The 14,424-nt window shown below is 73.9% G+C and carries 15 protein-coding genes and 1 riboswitch; of the genes, 4 read left to right on the forward strand and 11 right to left on the reverse strand.

Translation table 11 applies throughout. From position 1 onward, the window contains the following. Positions 1-139: 139 nt before the first annotated feature. The gene (locus AA75_RS10335; protein ID WP_033819582.1) at positions 140-361 is read right to left on the reverse strand and encodes a hypothetical protein; all 222 of its coding nucleotides are present in this window, start codon (positions 359-361) and stop codon (positions 140-142) included. Between the two features lie 388 nt (positions 362-749). On the opposite strand from AA75_RS10335, the gene AA75_RS10340 reads away from it, so the two are divergent. Then, positions 750-2,801, forward strand: a complete 2,052-nt coding sequence (locus tag AA75_RS10340; RefSeq protein ID WP_033819583.1) for an ATP-binding domain-containing protein — start codon at positions 750-752, stop codon at positions 2,799-2,801. Between the two features lie 28 nt (positions 2,802-2,829). Here the strand turns inward: AA75_RS10340 and AA75_RS10345 are convergent, their stop codons facing one another. The 3 genes from AA75_RS10345 to AA75_RS10355 are packed head-to-tail and all read right to left on the reverse strand — an operon-like array spanning position 2,830 to position 4,848. Continuing rightward, positions 2,830-3,516 (reverse strand): copper homeostasis protein CutC, encoded by a 687-nt coding sequence (locus AA75_RS10345; protein ID WP_033819584.1) that lies wholly within the window; start codon positions 3,514-3,516, stop codon positions 2,830-2,832. Between the two features lie 55 nt (positions 3,517-3,571). After that, on the reverse strand, positions 3,572-4,501 hold the full coding sequence (locus AA75_RS10350) for a hypothetical protein (protein ID WP_033819585.1): 930 nt from the start codon (positions 4,499-4,501) through the stop codon (positions 3,572-3,574). Further along, a complete protein-coding gene (locus tag AA75_RS10355; RefSeq protein ID WP_051812089.1) occupies positions 4,498-4,848 on the reverse strand; it encodes a PadR family transcriptional regulator in 351 nt (116 codons plus the stop codon). Before AA75_RS10355 ends, AA75_RS10350 begins: the two co-directional genes overlap by 4 nt. Before the next feature lie 101 nt (positions 4,849-4,949). On the opposite strand from AA75_RS10355, the gene AA75_RS10360 reads away from it, so the two are divergent. Beyond that, complete coding sequence (locus tag AA75_RS10360; RefSeq protein ID WP_033819586.1) at positions 4,950-5,579, forward strand: hypothetical protein; 630 nt, start codon at positions 4,950-4,952, stop codon at positions 5,577-5,579. On the opposite strand, the gene AA75_RS10365 is transcribed toward AA75_RS10360, so the two are convergent. The 6 genes from AA75_RS10365 to thrC form a co-directional block, all read right to left on the reverse strand. Beyond that, entirely contained in the window at positions 5,560-5,829 is a 270-nt protein-coding gene (locus tag AA75_RS10365; RefSeq protein WP_033819587.1) for a DUF4031 domain-containing protein, read from the reverse strand. The two genes, AA75_RS10360 and AA75_RS10365, sit on opposite strands and share 20 nt — an antisense overlap. Continuing rightward, complete coding sequence (locus tag AA75_RS10370; protein WP_033819588.1) at positions 5,826-6,182, reverse strand: hypothetical protein; 357 nt, start codon at positions 6,180-6,182, stop codon at positions 5,826-5,828. The genes AA75_RS10365 and AA75_RS10370 overlap by 4 nt, the downstream gene beginning before the upstream one ends. Positions 6,183-6,293: 111 nt before the next feature. Further along, positions 6,294-7,916, reverse strand: coding sequence for a chaperonin GroEL (groL, locus tag AA75_RS10375; protein WP_033819589.1), 1,623 nt, complete (start codon positions 7,914-7,916; stop codon positions 6,294-6,296). 305 nt (positions 7,917-8,221) lie between these two features. After that, positions 8,222-8,428: a cold-shock protein gene (locus tag AA75_RS10380; protein ID WP_033819590.1), complete on the reverse strand. Its 207-nt coding sequence runs from the start codon at positions 8,426-8,428 to the stop codon at positions 8,222-8,224. 600 nt (positions 8,429-9,028) lie between these two features. Next, complete coding sequence (locus AA75_RS10385) at positions 9,029-9,307, reverse strand: MoaD/ThiS family protein (RefSeq protein ID WP_033819591.1); 279 nt, start codon at positions 9,305-9,307, stop codon at positions 9,029-9,031. A gap of 36 nt (positions 9,308-9,343) precedes the next feature. Further along, positions 9,344-10,627 carry a threonine synthase gene (gene thrC / locus AA75_RS10390; RefSeq protein ID WP_033819592.1) on the reverse strand — a complete coding sequence of 428 codons (1,284 nt, stop codon included), beginning with the start codon at positions 10,625-10,627 and terminating at the stop codon, positions 9,344-9,346. A gap of 17 nt (positions 10,628-10,644) precedes the next feature. Next, positions 10,645-10,789: riboswitch (SAM riboswitch) on the reverse strand. 168 nt (positions 10,790-10,957) lie between these two features. Here thrC and AA75_RS10395 point away from each other — a divergent pair. Both AA75_RS10395 and AA75_RS10400 read left to right on the forward strand, forming a co-directional pair. Further along, a complete protein-coding gene (locus tag AA75_RS10395; RefSeq protein ID WP_033819593.1) occupies positions 10,958-11,968 on the forward strand; it encodes a glucosyl-3-phosphoglycerate synthase in 1,011 nt (336 codons plus the stop codon). Between the two features lie 79 nt (positions 11,969-12,047). After that, positions 12,048-13,517 carry a trehalose-6-phosphate synthase gene (locus AA75_RS10400; protein ID WP_051812090.1) on the forward strand — a complete coding sequence of 490 codons (1,470 nt, stop codon included), beginning with the start codon at positions 12,048-12,050 and terminating at the stop codon, positions 13,515-13,517. Here the strand turns inward: AA75_RS10400 and otsB are convergent. Further along, the gene (gene otsB / locus AA75_RS10405) at positions 13,501-14,361 is read right to left on the reverse strand and encodes a trehalose-phosphatase (RefSeq protein WP_033819594.1); all 861 of its coding nucleotides are present in this window, start codon (positions 14,359-14,361) and stop codon (positions 13,501-13,503) included. The genes AA75_RS10400 and otsB overlap by 17 nt on opposite strands. Between the last annotated feature and the right edge of the window lie 63 nt (positions 14,362-14,424).

Genomic DNA, 14,424 nt, shown 5'->3' on the forward strand with positions numbered 1-14,424 from the left:
CCGCGACACGGTCGACCAGGACTTCGCGGCGCACCGGCAGCGCTTCCTGGCCGAGCAGGGCTACGCGTACCGGATCATCGACGCCGACGACGTGTAGCCGCCGGCGCCGCGGGGGTCGTGGGTCCGGCCCCCGCGGGGGTCAGAGTCCGACGCCGTCGCGGCCGAGGAAGACCACCCGGGCGGCGGTGTCGAGCGCGATGCCGACGTTGCGGACCGCCGTGGAGACCGGGTTGCGGCGGCGCGGGCCGGTCGCCGAGGTGGCTCCGGCGGCGGTCCGCTGGGTGGGGACGGAGGGGTGGGGGTTGCGCACCCGGGGGGCCGAGGCCGCGGCCCGGGGCGCCGTGATGTGGGCGGTGCTCATGTCTTCCACAGTAGGTTTCCGACGGGGCGGACGGCATCGGTCCAAAGGCCGTAGTCGGCGGGGTCCGGATCGTCCTTCCGGCGTACGGGGGTCCCCGGGCCCCTCAGGGGTGCCCCTCGGGGTGCGGACCGGCCGACGGCGGCGCCCGGCGGGCCGTGGACGCCGTGGACCGGGCCGTGGACGCCTCGGATAAGGATTCGCGCCGTCCCACGGGCGGGTCTATGATCTCCGGTCTGTCCCCTCCCGAACCGTGGTGCCCGTGTCGTCGGCAGCCGTGGGAGGTCCCGACCGGTCGGCAACCGGCGGTACCCCTTTCACCGTGAGCTACGACGAGTCCGCTGCCCCGCCCCACCCCTTCCGAGCGGCCGGGCAGCCGGGAAGGTTCGCTGTGCCATCTGCCACCCCCACCGACGATCCGCTGCGCCGCGAGCGGGACCACCTGGCCGCTTCGCGGGCGGCGCTGCGCGTGATGCGCGAGGACGTCGAGTCGCTGGACCTGCGGGACGTGACCGGCACCTGGGTGTCCGCCGCCGTCCTGCGCAACCAGATCGAGCTGCGGATCGCCGCGCTGGCCGATCTGGCGCACACCCCGCTGTTCTTCGGCCGGCTGGACTACCTGCACGCGGTCGGCGGCGAGGACGCCGAGGGCGCCTCCGGGGAGCGGTTCTACATCGGCCGCCGGCACGTCCACGACGCCGGCGGCGACCCGATGGTGATCGACTGGCGGGCACCGGTCTCCCAGCCGTTCTACCGGGCCAGCCGCAAGGAGCCGATGGACGTCGAGCGGCGCCGCCGGTTCGGCTACACCGGCGGCGAGCTGACCGCGTACGAGGACGAGCACCTGACCGACCCGGCGGAGACCGACACCCGCTCGGCGCTGCTGGCGGCCGAGATCGAGAAGCCCCGCGTCGGGCCGATGCGCGACATCGTGGCCACCATCCAGCCCGAGCAGGACGAGATCGTGCGGGCCGACGTGACCGGCACCGTCTGCGTCCAGGGCGCCCCCGGCACCGGGAAGACCGCCGTCGGCCTGCACCGGGTCGCCTATCTGCTGTACGCGCACCGGGAGCGCCTCGCCCGTACCGGCACCCTGGTGGTCGGCCCGAACCGCTCGTTCCTGCACTACATCGAGCAGGTGCTGCCCGCGCTCGGCGAGGTGGACGTCGCCCAGGCGACCGTGCAGGAGCTGGTCTCCCAGGTCGAGGTGCGCGGCGAGGACGGCGCCGAGGCGGCGACAATCAAGGGCGACGCCCGGATGGCCGAGGTGCTGCGGCGGGCCGTGCGGTCCGGGATCAGTCTGCCGACCGAGCCCTGCGTGGTGGTCCGCGGCTCCCGCCGCTGGCGCGTCCCGGCGTACGAACTCACCGAGATCATCGAGGAGTTGAAGGGGCGTGAGATCCGCTACGGGGCGGCCGGGGAGGCCCTGCCGAAGCGCATCGCGCACGCCGTGCTGGTGAAGATGGAGCAGGGCGGCGAGGCCCCCGACGACCGGGTGCAGGACGCGGTCGCCCGCAACCCGGCGGTCAAGGCGGTGGTCCGGGCCTGCTGGCCGGCCGTGGACCCGGTCAAGCTGGTGCACCGGCTGCTCGGCGACGCCGACTTCCTGGCCGCGTGCGCGGACGGGATCCTCACGCCCGAGGAGCAGCTGGCGGTGCGCTGGCCGAAGGCGCCCCGCTCGGTGAAGTCGGCCCGCTGGTCGGCGGCGGACGCCGTGCTGGTCGACGAGGCCGCGGATCTGGTGCGGCGCACCCCGTCGCTGGGGCACGTGGTGCTGGACGAGGCGCAGGACCTCTCGCCGATGCAGTACCGGGCCGTGGGGCGGCGCTGTTCGACCGGTTCGGCGACCGTCCTCGGCGACCTGGCGCAGGGCACCACCCCGTGGGCGACCGGCAGTTGGCCGGAGGCGCTGCACCACCTGGGCAAGGCGGGCGCGCACGTGGAGGAGCTGACCCAGGGCTTCCGGGTGCCGGAGGAGGTGATCGTGTACGCCTCGCGGCTGCTGCCCACGATCGCCCCGGGGCTCGCGCCGGCCGGCTCGGTCCGCGAGCTGCCGGGCTCGCTGGCGGTCCGCCACGTTCCGGACGGGCTGGTCGGGGAGGTGGTGGCGGCCTGCCGGGCGGCGCTGGCGTTCGAGGGCTCGGTCGGTCTGATCGCGGCCGACGCGCGGATCCCGCTGTTCGCCGAGGCGCTGGCCGGGGCGGGGCTGCCGTTCCTGGAGCCGGGTGCCGAGACCACGGCGCAGGCCCGGCTCACGCTGGTGCCGGCCTCGCTGGCCAAGGGCCTGGAGTACGACTACGTGGTGCTGGACGAGCCGGCCGCGGTGGTGGCCGGGGAGCCGGACGAGCGGACCGGGCTGCGCCGGCTGTACGTGGCGCTGACCCGGGCGGTGTCCGGGTTGACCGTGCTGCACGGTGAGCCGCTGCCCGAGCAGTTGCGCTGAGCGGCGGGCGGGCCCGGCCCGGGGCGGCTCAGGCGTCCAGCAGGGTCCGCCACCGGGCGACGGCGGCCGCGTCGACGGGGCCGCGCCAGCCGTCCGGGCGGACGGCCCCGCCGATGTGGAAGGCGTCGAAGCCGGCGACGCGCAGGGCCGGGAGGTGCTCGGCCCGCAGGCCGCCGCCGACCAGGATCTGCTGCCGGTAGCCGGGGTCGCCGGCCTTGGCCAGTTCGCCTTCCAGGACGCTCTGACCGTGGTCGACGCCGGCGGCGGCGCCGGAGGTGAGGTAGGTGTCGAGGCCGGGCAGGCCGTCGAGGGCGGCGCGCAGGGCGGCCCGGTCGGTGCTGTGGTCGATGGCCCGGTGGAAGGTCCACCGGCAGCCGGCCACGGCTCCGGCGACGGCCAGGGTGGCGGGCAGGTCCAGGGTGCCGTCGGCGGCGAGGAAGCCGAGTACGAACTCCTCGGCGCCTTCGGCGCGCAGGGCGGCGGCGCGGGTGAGCAGCCCGTCGAGGTCCCCGGGGGTGAAGCCGTCGCGCAGGCGCAGCATGACCCGCAGCGGGAGGTCGACGGCGGCGCGGATCTCGGCGAAGGCGGCCACCGAGGGGGTGAGCCCGTCGGCGGCCATGTCGGTGACCAGTTCGAGACGGTCGGCGCCGCCGGCTGCGGCGGCCTGGGCATCCTGCGCGGTCAGCGCGATGACTTCGAAGACTGGTCTAGACATGTCGCTACCTTGCCACACCGTCCGCCGCCGCGGCGAGCCCCCTGCGGGTCCGCGCTCAGCCGGCCGTCGGCGGGCGGTCCGGCTCGGCGTCACCGCGTCGCCGCAGCCACCGGGCCGCCAGTACGGCCAGCACCGCGAACGCCAGGAAGCCCGCCGCCCGCCGGGCGCCGCCGAGCTCGAAGTCGATCCAGTACCAGAGGTCGTCGTCGAACAGCAGCGGCAGCGCGCCGACGGCCGCCGCGGCGAGCCGGATCCGGCCGCGGGCCAGGCCCAGCAGCGGCAGCGCCACCAGGGCGAGCCGGTACGGGTGCCAGCTCGGGTCCCACAGCAGCGGGGTGTGGACGACCTCCTTGCCGGCCGTGAGCAGCAGCGCCACCGCGACGCCGGCGAGGGCGCTCCACGCGGTCCGGCGGGCCCGCCCGCCGAGCAGGTCCGCGGGCGCCGACAGCAGCAGCACCAGCCAGGCGAGCGGGCCGAGGCCGGCCCGTACGGCCTGGCCGAGGTAGTACGACAGCGGCAGGTGCTGGTACGGCGGGCTCTGGATGCTCCAGCCGACCAGCAGCGCGATCCCGCCGACGGTCGCCGCGGCCGCGGTCCAGCGGGCCGCCGTCCAGCGGCCGGAGAGCCCGGCCGCCAGTGCGAGGGCCCAGGCGGCGGCGAGGCCGACCCCCCAGAAGCACAGCGGCCCGTGCCAGGCGAAGTCGAACGGCGACACCTGCCACGCCGAACCGGCCTGCCGGCCGAACCCGGCCCCCACGACGAACGGCACCGCCGCCGCGAGCACCTGGCCGGGCAGCCCGCGGGAGGTGAGCCCGGCCCGCAGCCGCAGGCCGTGGCCGGCCAGGCCGGCCAGCTCGCGGGCGCGCGCGAGGCGGCCGATACCGGCGGCCAACGAGTCGTAGACGTCGGCGAGTTCGGCGCCGCGGTCGGTCCGGTAGCCGGCCGGGTAGAGCCTCAGGACCGCGTCGATCATCCGGCCGCTCATGCGAAGGCTCCGTTCAGTCGGGGGCGGGCGGGTGCGGCGAGCCGGCGCTCGGCCTCGGCGGCGACGGCGCGCAGCCGTTCGGCCTCGGCGGCCAGCACAGCCCGGCCGCTGTCGCTGAGCGCGTAGGTGCGGCGGGCCCGGCCGTCCACCACCTCCTCGCTCTCGACGCGGATCAGGCCCTGTCCGAGCAGCCGGTCGAGCGCGCCGTACAGGGTGCCGGCCCGCATCCGGACCCGGCCGCCGGAGATCGCGGCGATCTCCTGGATCAGGGCGTAGCCGTGGCGCGGGGCGTCGGCGAGGGCGGTGAGCAGGAGCAGCGTGGGCTCCTGCATCGAACGTTCTGTCATGTCACCTAGATATACCGGTCATCGGTATATGCCGTCAGGCGAAACCGAAAATCCGTACCCTCCCTGACGGCCCGTCGCCGTGCCGGGGCCACAATGACCCCATGACCGCCCTGCTGCTGGACCACTGGAACGACCTGCTGCGGCGCTGCGGCGCGAGCGCCGACCCGCAGCCGTACGGCGAGGACCTGCTGCGGCGCTGGGCCGAACCGCAGCGCCGGTACCACACCACCGACCACCTGCGGGCGGTGCTCGGCCACACCGACACCCTGGCCGGGCAGGCCGAGGACCCGGACGCGGTCCGGCTGGCCGCCTGGTTCCACGACGCCGTCTACCGGCCGGACCGCTCCGAGAACGAGGAGCGCAGCGCGGCCCTGGCCGTCCGCGCGCTGCGCGAGGCGGGGCTGGCCGAGCCGCTGGTGGCGGAGGTGGCCCGGCTGGTCCGGCTCACCGTCACCCACGACCCCGCGCCCGGGGACCGCAACGGCGAGGTGCTCTGCGACGCGGACCTGGCCGTCCTCGGCGGCTCCCCCGAGCAGTACGCGGCCTACGCGGCGGCCGTCCGCGCGGAGTACGGCTTCGTCCCCGAGGACGCCTTCCGGGCCGGCCGCGCGGCGGTCCTGCGCCAGCTGCTCGGCCTGCCCGCGCTCTACCGCACCGAGGCGGCCCGGGCCCGCTTCGACGCGGCGGCCCGGGCCAACCTGGCGGCCGAGCTCAGCTCGCTCGAAGGGTAGCCCTGCGCCGCCGCAGCCCGGCGGCGGTCAGCCGGGCGACCAGTTCCCTGCTGGAGACCGGCCGGGCCCCCTGCGCGACGGCCCGGTCGTACCGGTCGCCGGGGAGGTCGTAGTGGTCGCGGTCGAAGCCCCTCGCGGGAACGCCCAGTTCGGCCGCGAACGCGTGCAACTCGTCGTACGAGACATCGCTGACCAGGTGCGACCAGAGCCGGCCGTGGCCGGGCCAGGCGGGCGGGTCGATCAGGATCACGAGAGCTTGCCGACCGGCGCGACGACCCGGCCCTCCTTGCCGCACACCCAGTGCGGGTCCGGGCCGAGCTCGGGCTCCACGCCCAGCGCGTGCGGGTCGCCGTCGGCGGCGCACTCCTCGCACAGCGGCCAGCGGCCGTACGCCTCCAGCAGCGCGTCCTGGACGTCCTGGGCGACCAGCCCGAGCACGTACGCGGTGCCGTCCGGCCACTGCTCCAGCCACCACCGGCGGTGCGTCACGGCGTCCTCGACCAGCGAGACCACGGCGGCGTCCGCCACGTCCCGGGCGGTCAGGTCGGCGAGGATCAGCGCCCGGGCGCTGTGCAGTGCGGCTTCGATCTCAGGGCTGGCCATCCGCCCATTGTCCCAAATCCCGCCGGGCCGCGAACGCCGCGAGGGCGGTCTCCCCGGTGTGGGGAGACCGCCCTCGCGGACGATCCGAACTCGCCGATCCTCGAAGGAGGATCAGAAGTCCATGTCACCGCCCGGCATGCCGCCGCCGGCCGGCGCGCCGGCCTTCTCGGGCTTGTCGGCGATGACGGCCTCGGTGGTGAGGAAGAGCGCCGCGATGGAGGCGGCGTTCTGCAGCGCGGAGCGGGTGACCTTGGCCGGGTCGATGATGCCCGCGGCGATCAGGTCGACGTACTCGTTGGTGGCGGCGTTCAGGCCGTGGCCGGCGGGGAGGTTGCGCACCTTCTCCACCACGACACCGCCCTCGAGGCCGGCGTTGGTCGCGATCTGCTTGATCGGGGCCTCCAGCGCGACCTTGACGATGTTGGCACCGGTGGCCTCGTCGCCCTCCAGCTCCAGCTTGTCGAACGCGACACCGGCCTGCAGCAGCGCGACGCCACCACCGGCGACGATGCCCTCCTCGACGGCGGCCTTCGCGTTGCGGACGGCGTCCTCGATGCGGTGCTTGCGCTCCTTGAGCTCCACCTCGGTGGCCGCGCCGGCCTTGATGACGGCCACGCCGCCGGCCAGCTTGGCGAGGCGCTCCTGGAGCTTCTCGCGGTCGTAGTCCGAGTCGCTGTTCTCGATCTCGGCACGGATCTGGTTCACGCGGCCGGCGACCTGGTCGCTGTCGCCGCCACCGTCGACGATGGTGGTCTCGTCCTTGGTGATGACCACCTTGCGGGCGGTGCCCAGCAGGTCGACGCCGGCGTTCTCCAGCTTGAGGCCGACCTCCTCGGAGATGACGGTGCCACCGGTGAGGATGGCGATGTCGCCGAGCATGGCCTTGCGGCGGTCACCGAAGCCCGGGGCCTTGACGGCGACCGACTTGAAGGTGCCACGGATCTTGTTCACGACCAGGGTCGACAGGGCCTCGCCCTCGACGTCCTCGGCGATGATGACGAGCGGCTTGCCGCTCTGCATGACCTTCTCCAGCAGCGGGAGCAGGTCCTTGACCGAGGAGATCTTGGAGTTGGCGATCAGGATGTACGGGTCCTCGAAGGACGCCTCCATCCGCTCCAGGTCGGTGGCGAAGTAGGCGGAGATGTAGCCCTTGTCGAAGCGCATGCCCTCGGTGAGCTCGAGCTCCAGACCGAAGGTGTTGCTCTCCTCGACGGTGATGACGCCTTCCTTGCCGACCTTGTCCATCGCCTCGGCGATGAGCTCGCCGATCTGGGTGTCGGCGGCGGAGATGGAGGCGGTGGAGGCGATCTGCTCCTTGGTCTCCACGTCCTTGGCCTGCGCGAGCAGCTGGTCGGAGACGGCCGCGACGGCCTTCTCGATGCCGCGCTTCAGGGCCATCGGGTTGGCGCCGGCGGCGACGTTGCGCAGGCCTTCCTTGACCAGGGCCTGGGCGAGCACGGTGGCGGTGGTGGTGCCGTCACCGGCGACGTCGTCGGTCTTCTTGGCGACCTCCTTGACGAGCTCCGCGCCGATCTTCTCGTAGGGGTCCTCGAGCTCGATCTCCTTGGCGATGGAGACACCGTCGTTGGTGATCGTGGGGGCGCCCCACTTCTTCTCAAGGACGACGTTGCGGCCCTTGGGGCCAAGCGTCACCTTGACGGCGTCGGCAAGCTGGTTCATCCCGCGCTCAAGGCCGCGGCGAGCTTCCTCGTCAAACGCGATGATCTTTGCCATGTGAAGTGGTCCTCCGGGACGCGATCGACTGCACCGGACCGAAGGGTGCCCGCGACGGACGGCCCTGCGAGCGGGGGTCCTGTCCCCTACCGCTCCCGGGAGGCCTCACCGACCCGATCCGTTGTCACTCTCATGCTGTGAGTGCTAACGCCAATGATTAGCACTCTCGGGTGGCGAGTGCAAGCCCGTTCGCGGGGTGTCCCGACATGGCGGCAGGCCCGCACGGGGGTGCCGTACGGGCCTGCTGCCGTTGATCTGTGGCCGCCAGCTCGTTGACCGAGCCGAGGTTCCGCAGGTCGAAGAGGTCACGCAACCAGCGCGCGGACCATGTCCGCCTGCGGACCCTTCTGCCCCTGGGAGATCTCGAACTCGACCCGCTGGCCCTCCTCGAGGGTGCGGTAGCCGTCCATCTGGATCGCGCTGTAGTGGACGAAGACGTCCGCACCACCGTCGACCGCGATGAAGCCGTAGCCCTTCTCGGCGTTGAACCACTTGACGGTGCCCTGAGCCATTCCGAACTCCCCTTGTGCTGTGCTGGCCCTTCACGGACCCGCACGGTGCGGGTCCAGAGGTCTGGAAGGCCGGCCCGGGGAACCCCCCCTGGGCGCAGCCGTGCACGCCGCAGACCACCACCCGGAGGCCCGCGGAGGGCGACCGGAACGCGGGTGAATGCGTCGACCGCGGCTGAATGTATCCGGACATGCGCCCTCTGCAACAGGCCCAACTTTTGGGCAGAAGCTACGGACTGCAGGGGATATGACGGGATGAAAGCGGCACTTGCGAGCAATTGACGCCGGACATCGCGGACCAATGCCGCAAATTGCCGAAATAATTATGACGGCGGCCTGACAGATCGGCCTCACGTTCGATGCGGCGGGTCTCAACGAGCGGACAGGCGCTGCGTATCCGACCGGCGGGCGGGTACAGGCCCCCTCGAATCGGCCTCGAACACCCCGGTGCCCCGCACTCTATACCCAGCCACATGCGGAAATGTCCGCCGCAATGGCCGCGGGCCGCCGCCGGGGCGGAATTCGGGGATTCCGTTCCCGGCAGCGGCCCGGGGCTGCTGCGTGCGGGTATTCGCGGCCGCGGCCGCCGTGGTGCGGACGGGGTCAGCAGCCGCCGGCCACGGCGGGGATGATCGAGACGGCCGCGCCGTCCTTGACCACCGCGTCCAGGCCGCCGTCGAAACGCACGTCGTCGTCGTTGACGTAGACGTTGACGAAGCGCCGCAGCTGGCCGGCGTCGTCCAGGATCCGGGCGGAGATGCCCGGGTGGTTGCGCTCCAGGTCCTTGACCACCTCGGCCAGGGTGGCGCCCTCGGCGGTGACCTCGGCCCGGCCGTCGGTGTAGGTGCGCAGGATGGTGGGGATGCGGACGGTGGCGCTCATGGGCGGCTACTCCTTGCTGCGGGGTGGGGGGAGGGCTCAGGCGGAGGCGAGACCGGCGGCGCGGAACGACTCCAGGGTCGGCCGGATGGTGGCGGTCAGGCCGGCGTCGGCGACCGCGTCCAGGGTCTTCAGGCCGTCGCCGGTGTTGATCGCGACGGTCTCCTTGGCCGGGTCCAGCTGCCCGGTCTCCACCAGCTTCTTCAGCACGCCGATGGTCACCCCGCCCGCGGTCTCGGCGAAGATGCCCTCGGTGCGGGCCAGCAGCTTGATCGCCTCGACCACCTCGGCGTCGGTGACGTCCTCGACGGCGCCGCCGGTGCGGCGGGCGATGTCCAGCACGTACGGGCCGTCGGCCGGGTTGCCGATCGCCAGCGACTTGGCGATGGTGTCCGGCTTGACCGGGCGGATCACGTCGTGGCCGGCCTTGTACGCGGCCGAGACCGGGGAGCAGCCCTCGGCCTGGGCGCCGAAGATCTTGTAGGGGCGGTCCTCGACCAGGCCGAGCCCGATCAGCTCCTGCAGCCCCTTGTCGATCTTCGTGAGCTGGGAGCCGGACGCGATCGGGATGACGATCTGCTCCGGCAGCCGCCAGCCGAGCTGCTCGCAGATCTCGTACGCCAGGGTCTTGGAGCCCTCGCCGTAGTAGGGGCGGAGGTTGACGTTGACGAAGCCCCAGCCCTCGCCGGCCGGGTCGCCGATCAGCTCGGAGCAGAAGCGGTTCACGTCGTCGTAGTTGCCCTGGATGCCGACCAGTTCGCCGCCGTACACCCCGGCCATCACGACCTTGCCCTGCTCCAGGTCGTGCGGGATGAAGACGCAGGACTTGAAACCGGCCCGGGCCGCCGCCGCGCCCACCGCGCCGGCCAGGTTGCCGGTCGAGGAGCAGGACAGGGTGGTGAAGTCGAAGGCTCGCGCCGCCTCGATGGCGCAGGCGACCACCCGGTCCTTGAAGGAGTGGGTGGGGTTGCCGGAGTCGTCCTTGACGTGCAGCTGGGCGGTGAAGCCGAGTTCGCGGCCCAGGTTGTCGGCCTTCACCAGCGGCGTCCAGCCCGGGTTCAGGTTCGGCTTGGACGCGACGTCGGCGGGCACCGGCAGCAGCGGGGCGTAGCGCCAGATCGAGGCCGGGCCGGACTCGATCCGCCTGCGCAGCTCCTCGGCCTCGTACGAGCCGAAGTCGTAGGCGATCTCCAGCGGGCCGAAGCACTCGGCGCAGGCGAAGTGCGGGCCGAGCGGGGTGCGGGCGCCGCACTCCCGACAGGACAGCGCGGCGGCGGGGCCGAGGTCGACTGCGGGGGCGGCAACGGGGATAGCGGTAGCCATGGTGGCGGAGGCCTCTCTCCTCATCTTCCCCGTGGTGCGGGCGCGCCACGGGCCGGAATTGGCACCTGTCCCGCCCGGAGCCTCGACCTGACGGTCAGTTGGCCGGACGGGAAGGTTGCCGGGACTTCAACGGGCCGTTCCCTCAGTCCCTCTGGATGAGCAATGTGGCGCGCGGTGTTGCAACCGGCAGCGCGTTTGTGGTCGTGCACAGCGACCCACCCCGACGTGCGAGGGTCGGATCGCATTACCAAGACTGTATCCGAAGGCCCCGGTACCACCTCATGCCGTCCGGTCCCCGAGACGGCGCCGCCCATTCCGAGGAGCGAGACCTTGCCCGACCAGCCCCGGCCCGACGTTCAGCCCCAGGTGGCGTCCTGGCTGCGCCGCCGCAGTTGGCGGGCGGCCGACCGACCGGTGGGGACGCTGGTCGCCGCCAAGCGCGCGGCGGGCCCGGCGGGCACCGTCAGCGTGGTGCTGCCGGCCCTGGACGAGGAGCCGACCGTCGGCGAGATCGTCAGCACGATCCGCACCGAGCTGATGGAGCGGCTGCCGCTGGTGGACGAGCTGGTGGTGGTGGACTCCGGCTCGGTGGACCGCACCGCCGAGCGGGCCGCCGCCGCCGGGGCGCGGGTGGTGCACCGGGACGACATCCTGCCGCGGCTGCCCGCCGAGCCCGGCAAGGGCGAGGTGCTGTGGCGCTCGCTGCTGGTCACCCGCGGCGAGATCGTCTGCTTCATCGACGCCGACCTGCGCGAGTTCGACCCCGCCTTCGTCACCGGGATCATCGGCCCGCTGCTCACCGACCCGGGGATCCAGCTGGTCAAGGCGATGTACGACCGCCCGCTGGAGACCGCGGGCGCCGTCGTGCCGGCCGGCGGCGGCCGGGTCACCGAGCTGGTCGCCCGTCCGCTGCTCAACCTGCACTGGCCGCAGCTGGCCGGCTTCGTCCAGCCGCTGGGCGGGGAGTACGCGGCCCGCCGCTCGCTGCTGGAGCGGCTGCCCTTCCCGACCGGGTACGGGGTCGAGCTGGGCCTGCTGGTGGACGCCCTGGACGCGGTCGGGCTGGACGCGCTGGCACAGGTCGACGTCGGGGTCCGGCACCACCGCCACCAGGACGGCCAGGCGCTCGGCCGGATGGCCGCCACCATCTACCGCACCGCACTGGAACGCCTGGACCGCACCCACCGGCTGAAGGCCGAGGACGGCTTGGTGCACCCGATGCTCACCCAGTTCTCCCGCGATCCGGCGACCCGCGACTTCACCGCCCACACCCACCCGGTGGGGGCGGTGGAGCGGCCCCCGGTGCGGACCCTGCCCGAGTACCGGGACCGCCCCCGCTGACGGCCGGGACCGGCCGCCGGCGGCGGCTCGCCGCGTGCTGAGTGGTTTGCACCCGGGGTCGCGCGGCAAGCTTGGCAGTATGGCCGATCACGCGTCCGCACGTTCGAGTCAGCCCGGTGCCGCCCCCATCCTGGTGGCCTCCAACCGCGGCCCGGTGTCCTTCAGCAGTGAGGACGACGGTTCGCTGACCCTGAAGAGAGGCGGTGGCGGCCTGGTCTCGGGCCTGTCCGCGATCGAGGACCCGTCGGCGGTCTGGGTCTGCGCGGCGCTCGGCGAGGCGGACCGGACGGCCGCCCGCCAGGCCCCCGACGGCCGGCTGGACCTGGCCGGGCACGACGTCGGCGGACAGGCCGTCCGGATGCTGGACATCGATCCCGGCACCTTCGCCCGCGCGTACAACGGCGTGGCCAACTCCACCCTCTGGTTCGTCCACCATCTGCTCTACGACACCCCGGTCTCCCCCAACTTCGACGACCGCTTCCGCCGCGAGTGGGAGTCCTACACCGCGTACAACACCGCCTTCGCCGAGGCGCTGGCCGCCGAGGCCGCCCCGGGCGCCGCGGTGCTGGTGCAGGACTACCACCTCTCGCTCGCCCCGGCGCTGCTCCGGGCGCTGCGCCCGGACCTGCGGATCGGGCACTTCTCGCACACCCCCTGGGCGCCGCCCGAGTACTACCGGATGCTGCCCGACGACGTCGGGACGGCCGTGCTGGAGGGCATCCTGGGCGCCGACCGGGCGGGCTTCCTCACCCGCCGCTGGGCGCTCGCCTTCGCCGACTGCTGCGCCGACCTGCTCGGGGCCGGGGTCGACCGCGAGCGGCTGACCGTCACGCACGCGGGCCGCACCACCCGGCTCGGGGTGCACGGCCTCGGCGCCGACGCCGACTTCCTGCGCGAGCGGGCCCACCGGCCGGACGTCGACGCCCGGCTGGCCGCCCTGCGGGAGGCGGTGGGCGAGCGCCGGACGATCGTCCGGGTCGACCGCACCGAGCTCAGCAAGAACATCGTCCGCGGCCTGCTCGCCTACCGGCACCTGCTGCGGACCCGTCCCGAGTGGCAGGGCCGGGTGGTGCACATCGCCTTCGCCTACCCGTCCCGGCACGACCTGCCCGAGTACCGCGAGTACACCGCCGCGGTGCAGCGGGTCGCCCACGAGATCAACGACGAGTTCGGCACCCCCGCCTGGCAGCCGCTGATCCTGCACGTCAACGACGACTTCCCGCGCTCGCTGGCGGCCTACCGGCTGGCCGACGTCGCCCTGGTCAACCCGATCCGGGACGGCATGAACCTGGTCGCCAAGGAGATCCCGGTGGTCTCCGACGACGGCTGCGCGCTGGTGCTCTCCCGGGAGGCGGGCGCCTTCGCCGAGCTCGCCGAGGACTCGATCACGGTCAACCCGTACGACGTGATCGCCACCGCCGAGGCGCTGCACCAGGCCCTGACCATGCCGGCCGGGGAGCGCGCGGACCGCACCAAGCGGCTGGCCGCGGCGGCCACCGCGCTGCCCCCGCAGCAGTGGTTCCTGGACCAGCTCAACGCGCTCGGCTGAGCCCGTCCGCGAGGGCGGCGAGCAGCTCCACCACGCCGGCCGGGCCGGGGACCACCAGGTCCGCCCGGTCGGCGAGGGCGCCCACCGGGGCCTCGCCGCCGGTGGTGGCACTGCACACCAGCAGCCCGGGCAGGCCCTCGCCGCGGCGCCGCTCGACGGCCTCGTACGCGGGCAGGTCGCCGAGGTCGTCGCCGACGTACAGCACCGTCCGCAGCGGCCGTCCGGCGAGGAAGCCGGTGAGGGCGGCACCCTTGTCCACCCCGGGCGGGCGCAGCTCCAGCACCATCCGGCCGGGCTCGACCATCAGGCCGTGCGCGGCGGCGAGCGCCGCCAGGGGCGCGCGGAGCAGTTCAAGTGCCTCGTCGGGCCGGTCGGCGCGCCGGGTGTGCACGGCCAGCGCGCGGCCCTTGTCCTCGGTCCAGGTGCCCGGAGGGGCGCCGGCCGCGGCCAGCACCGCGGGCAGCTCGGCGCGGACCGCCGCGACCCCCGCGGGCGGCTCGGGCGCGGTGGTCTCCTTCGTCGCGGCGTCCCACCGCTCGGCGCCGTAGTGGCCGAGCACGGTCAGGTGCTCCAGGCCGGGTGCGTCCGCGAAGCCGCCGTACTCGACCGCGACGGCCGCGGGCCGGCCGGTCACCACCACCACCGCGCCGACCAGCGGGGCCAGCGCGGACAGTGCGGGCACCACCCCGGGGTGGGCCCGCGCCCGCGCGGGGTCGGCCACGATCGGCGCCAGCGTCCCGTCGAAGTCCAGGCCCACCACGCTCTCGCGGGGGGCGGCGAGCAGCGCGGCCAGCGCGTCCCGTCCGGCGGCCGTGCGTGGCGTCAGCAGCTCAGGCATACCCATGCCCTCGACCGTACCCAGGCTCCGCCGCCCGATGCCTGCCGTCGTCCGGCGGCACCCGGGTGC

This window comes from Kitasatospora sp. MBT63, from assembly GCF_000710465.2.
Lineage (GTDB): Bacteria > Actinomycetota > Actinomycetes > Streptomycetales > Streptomycetaceae > Kitasatospora.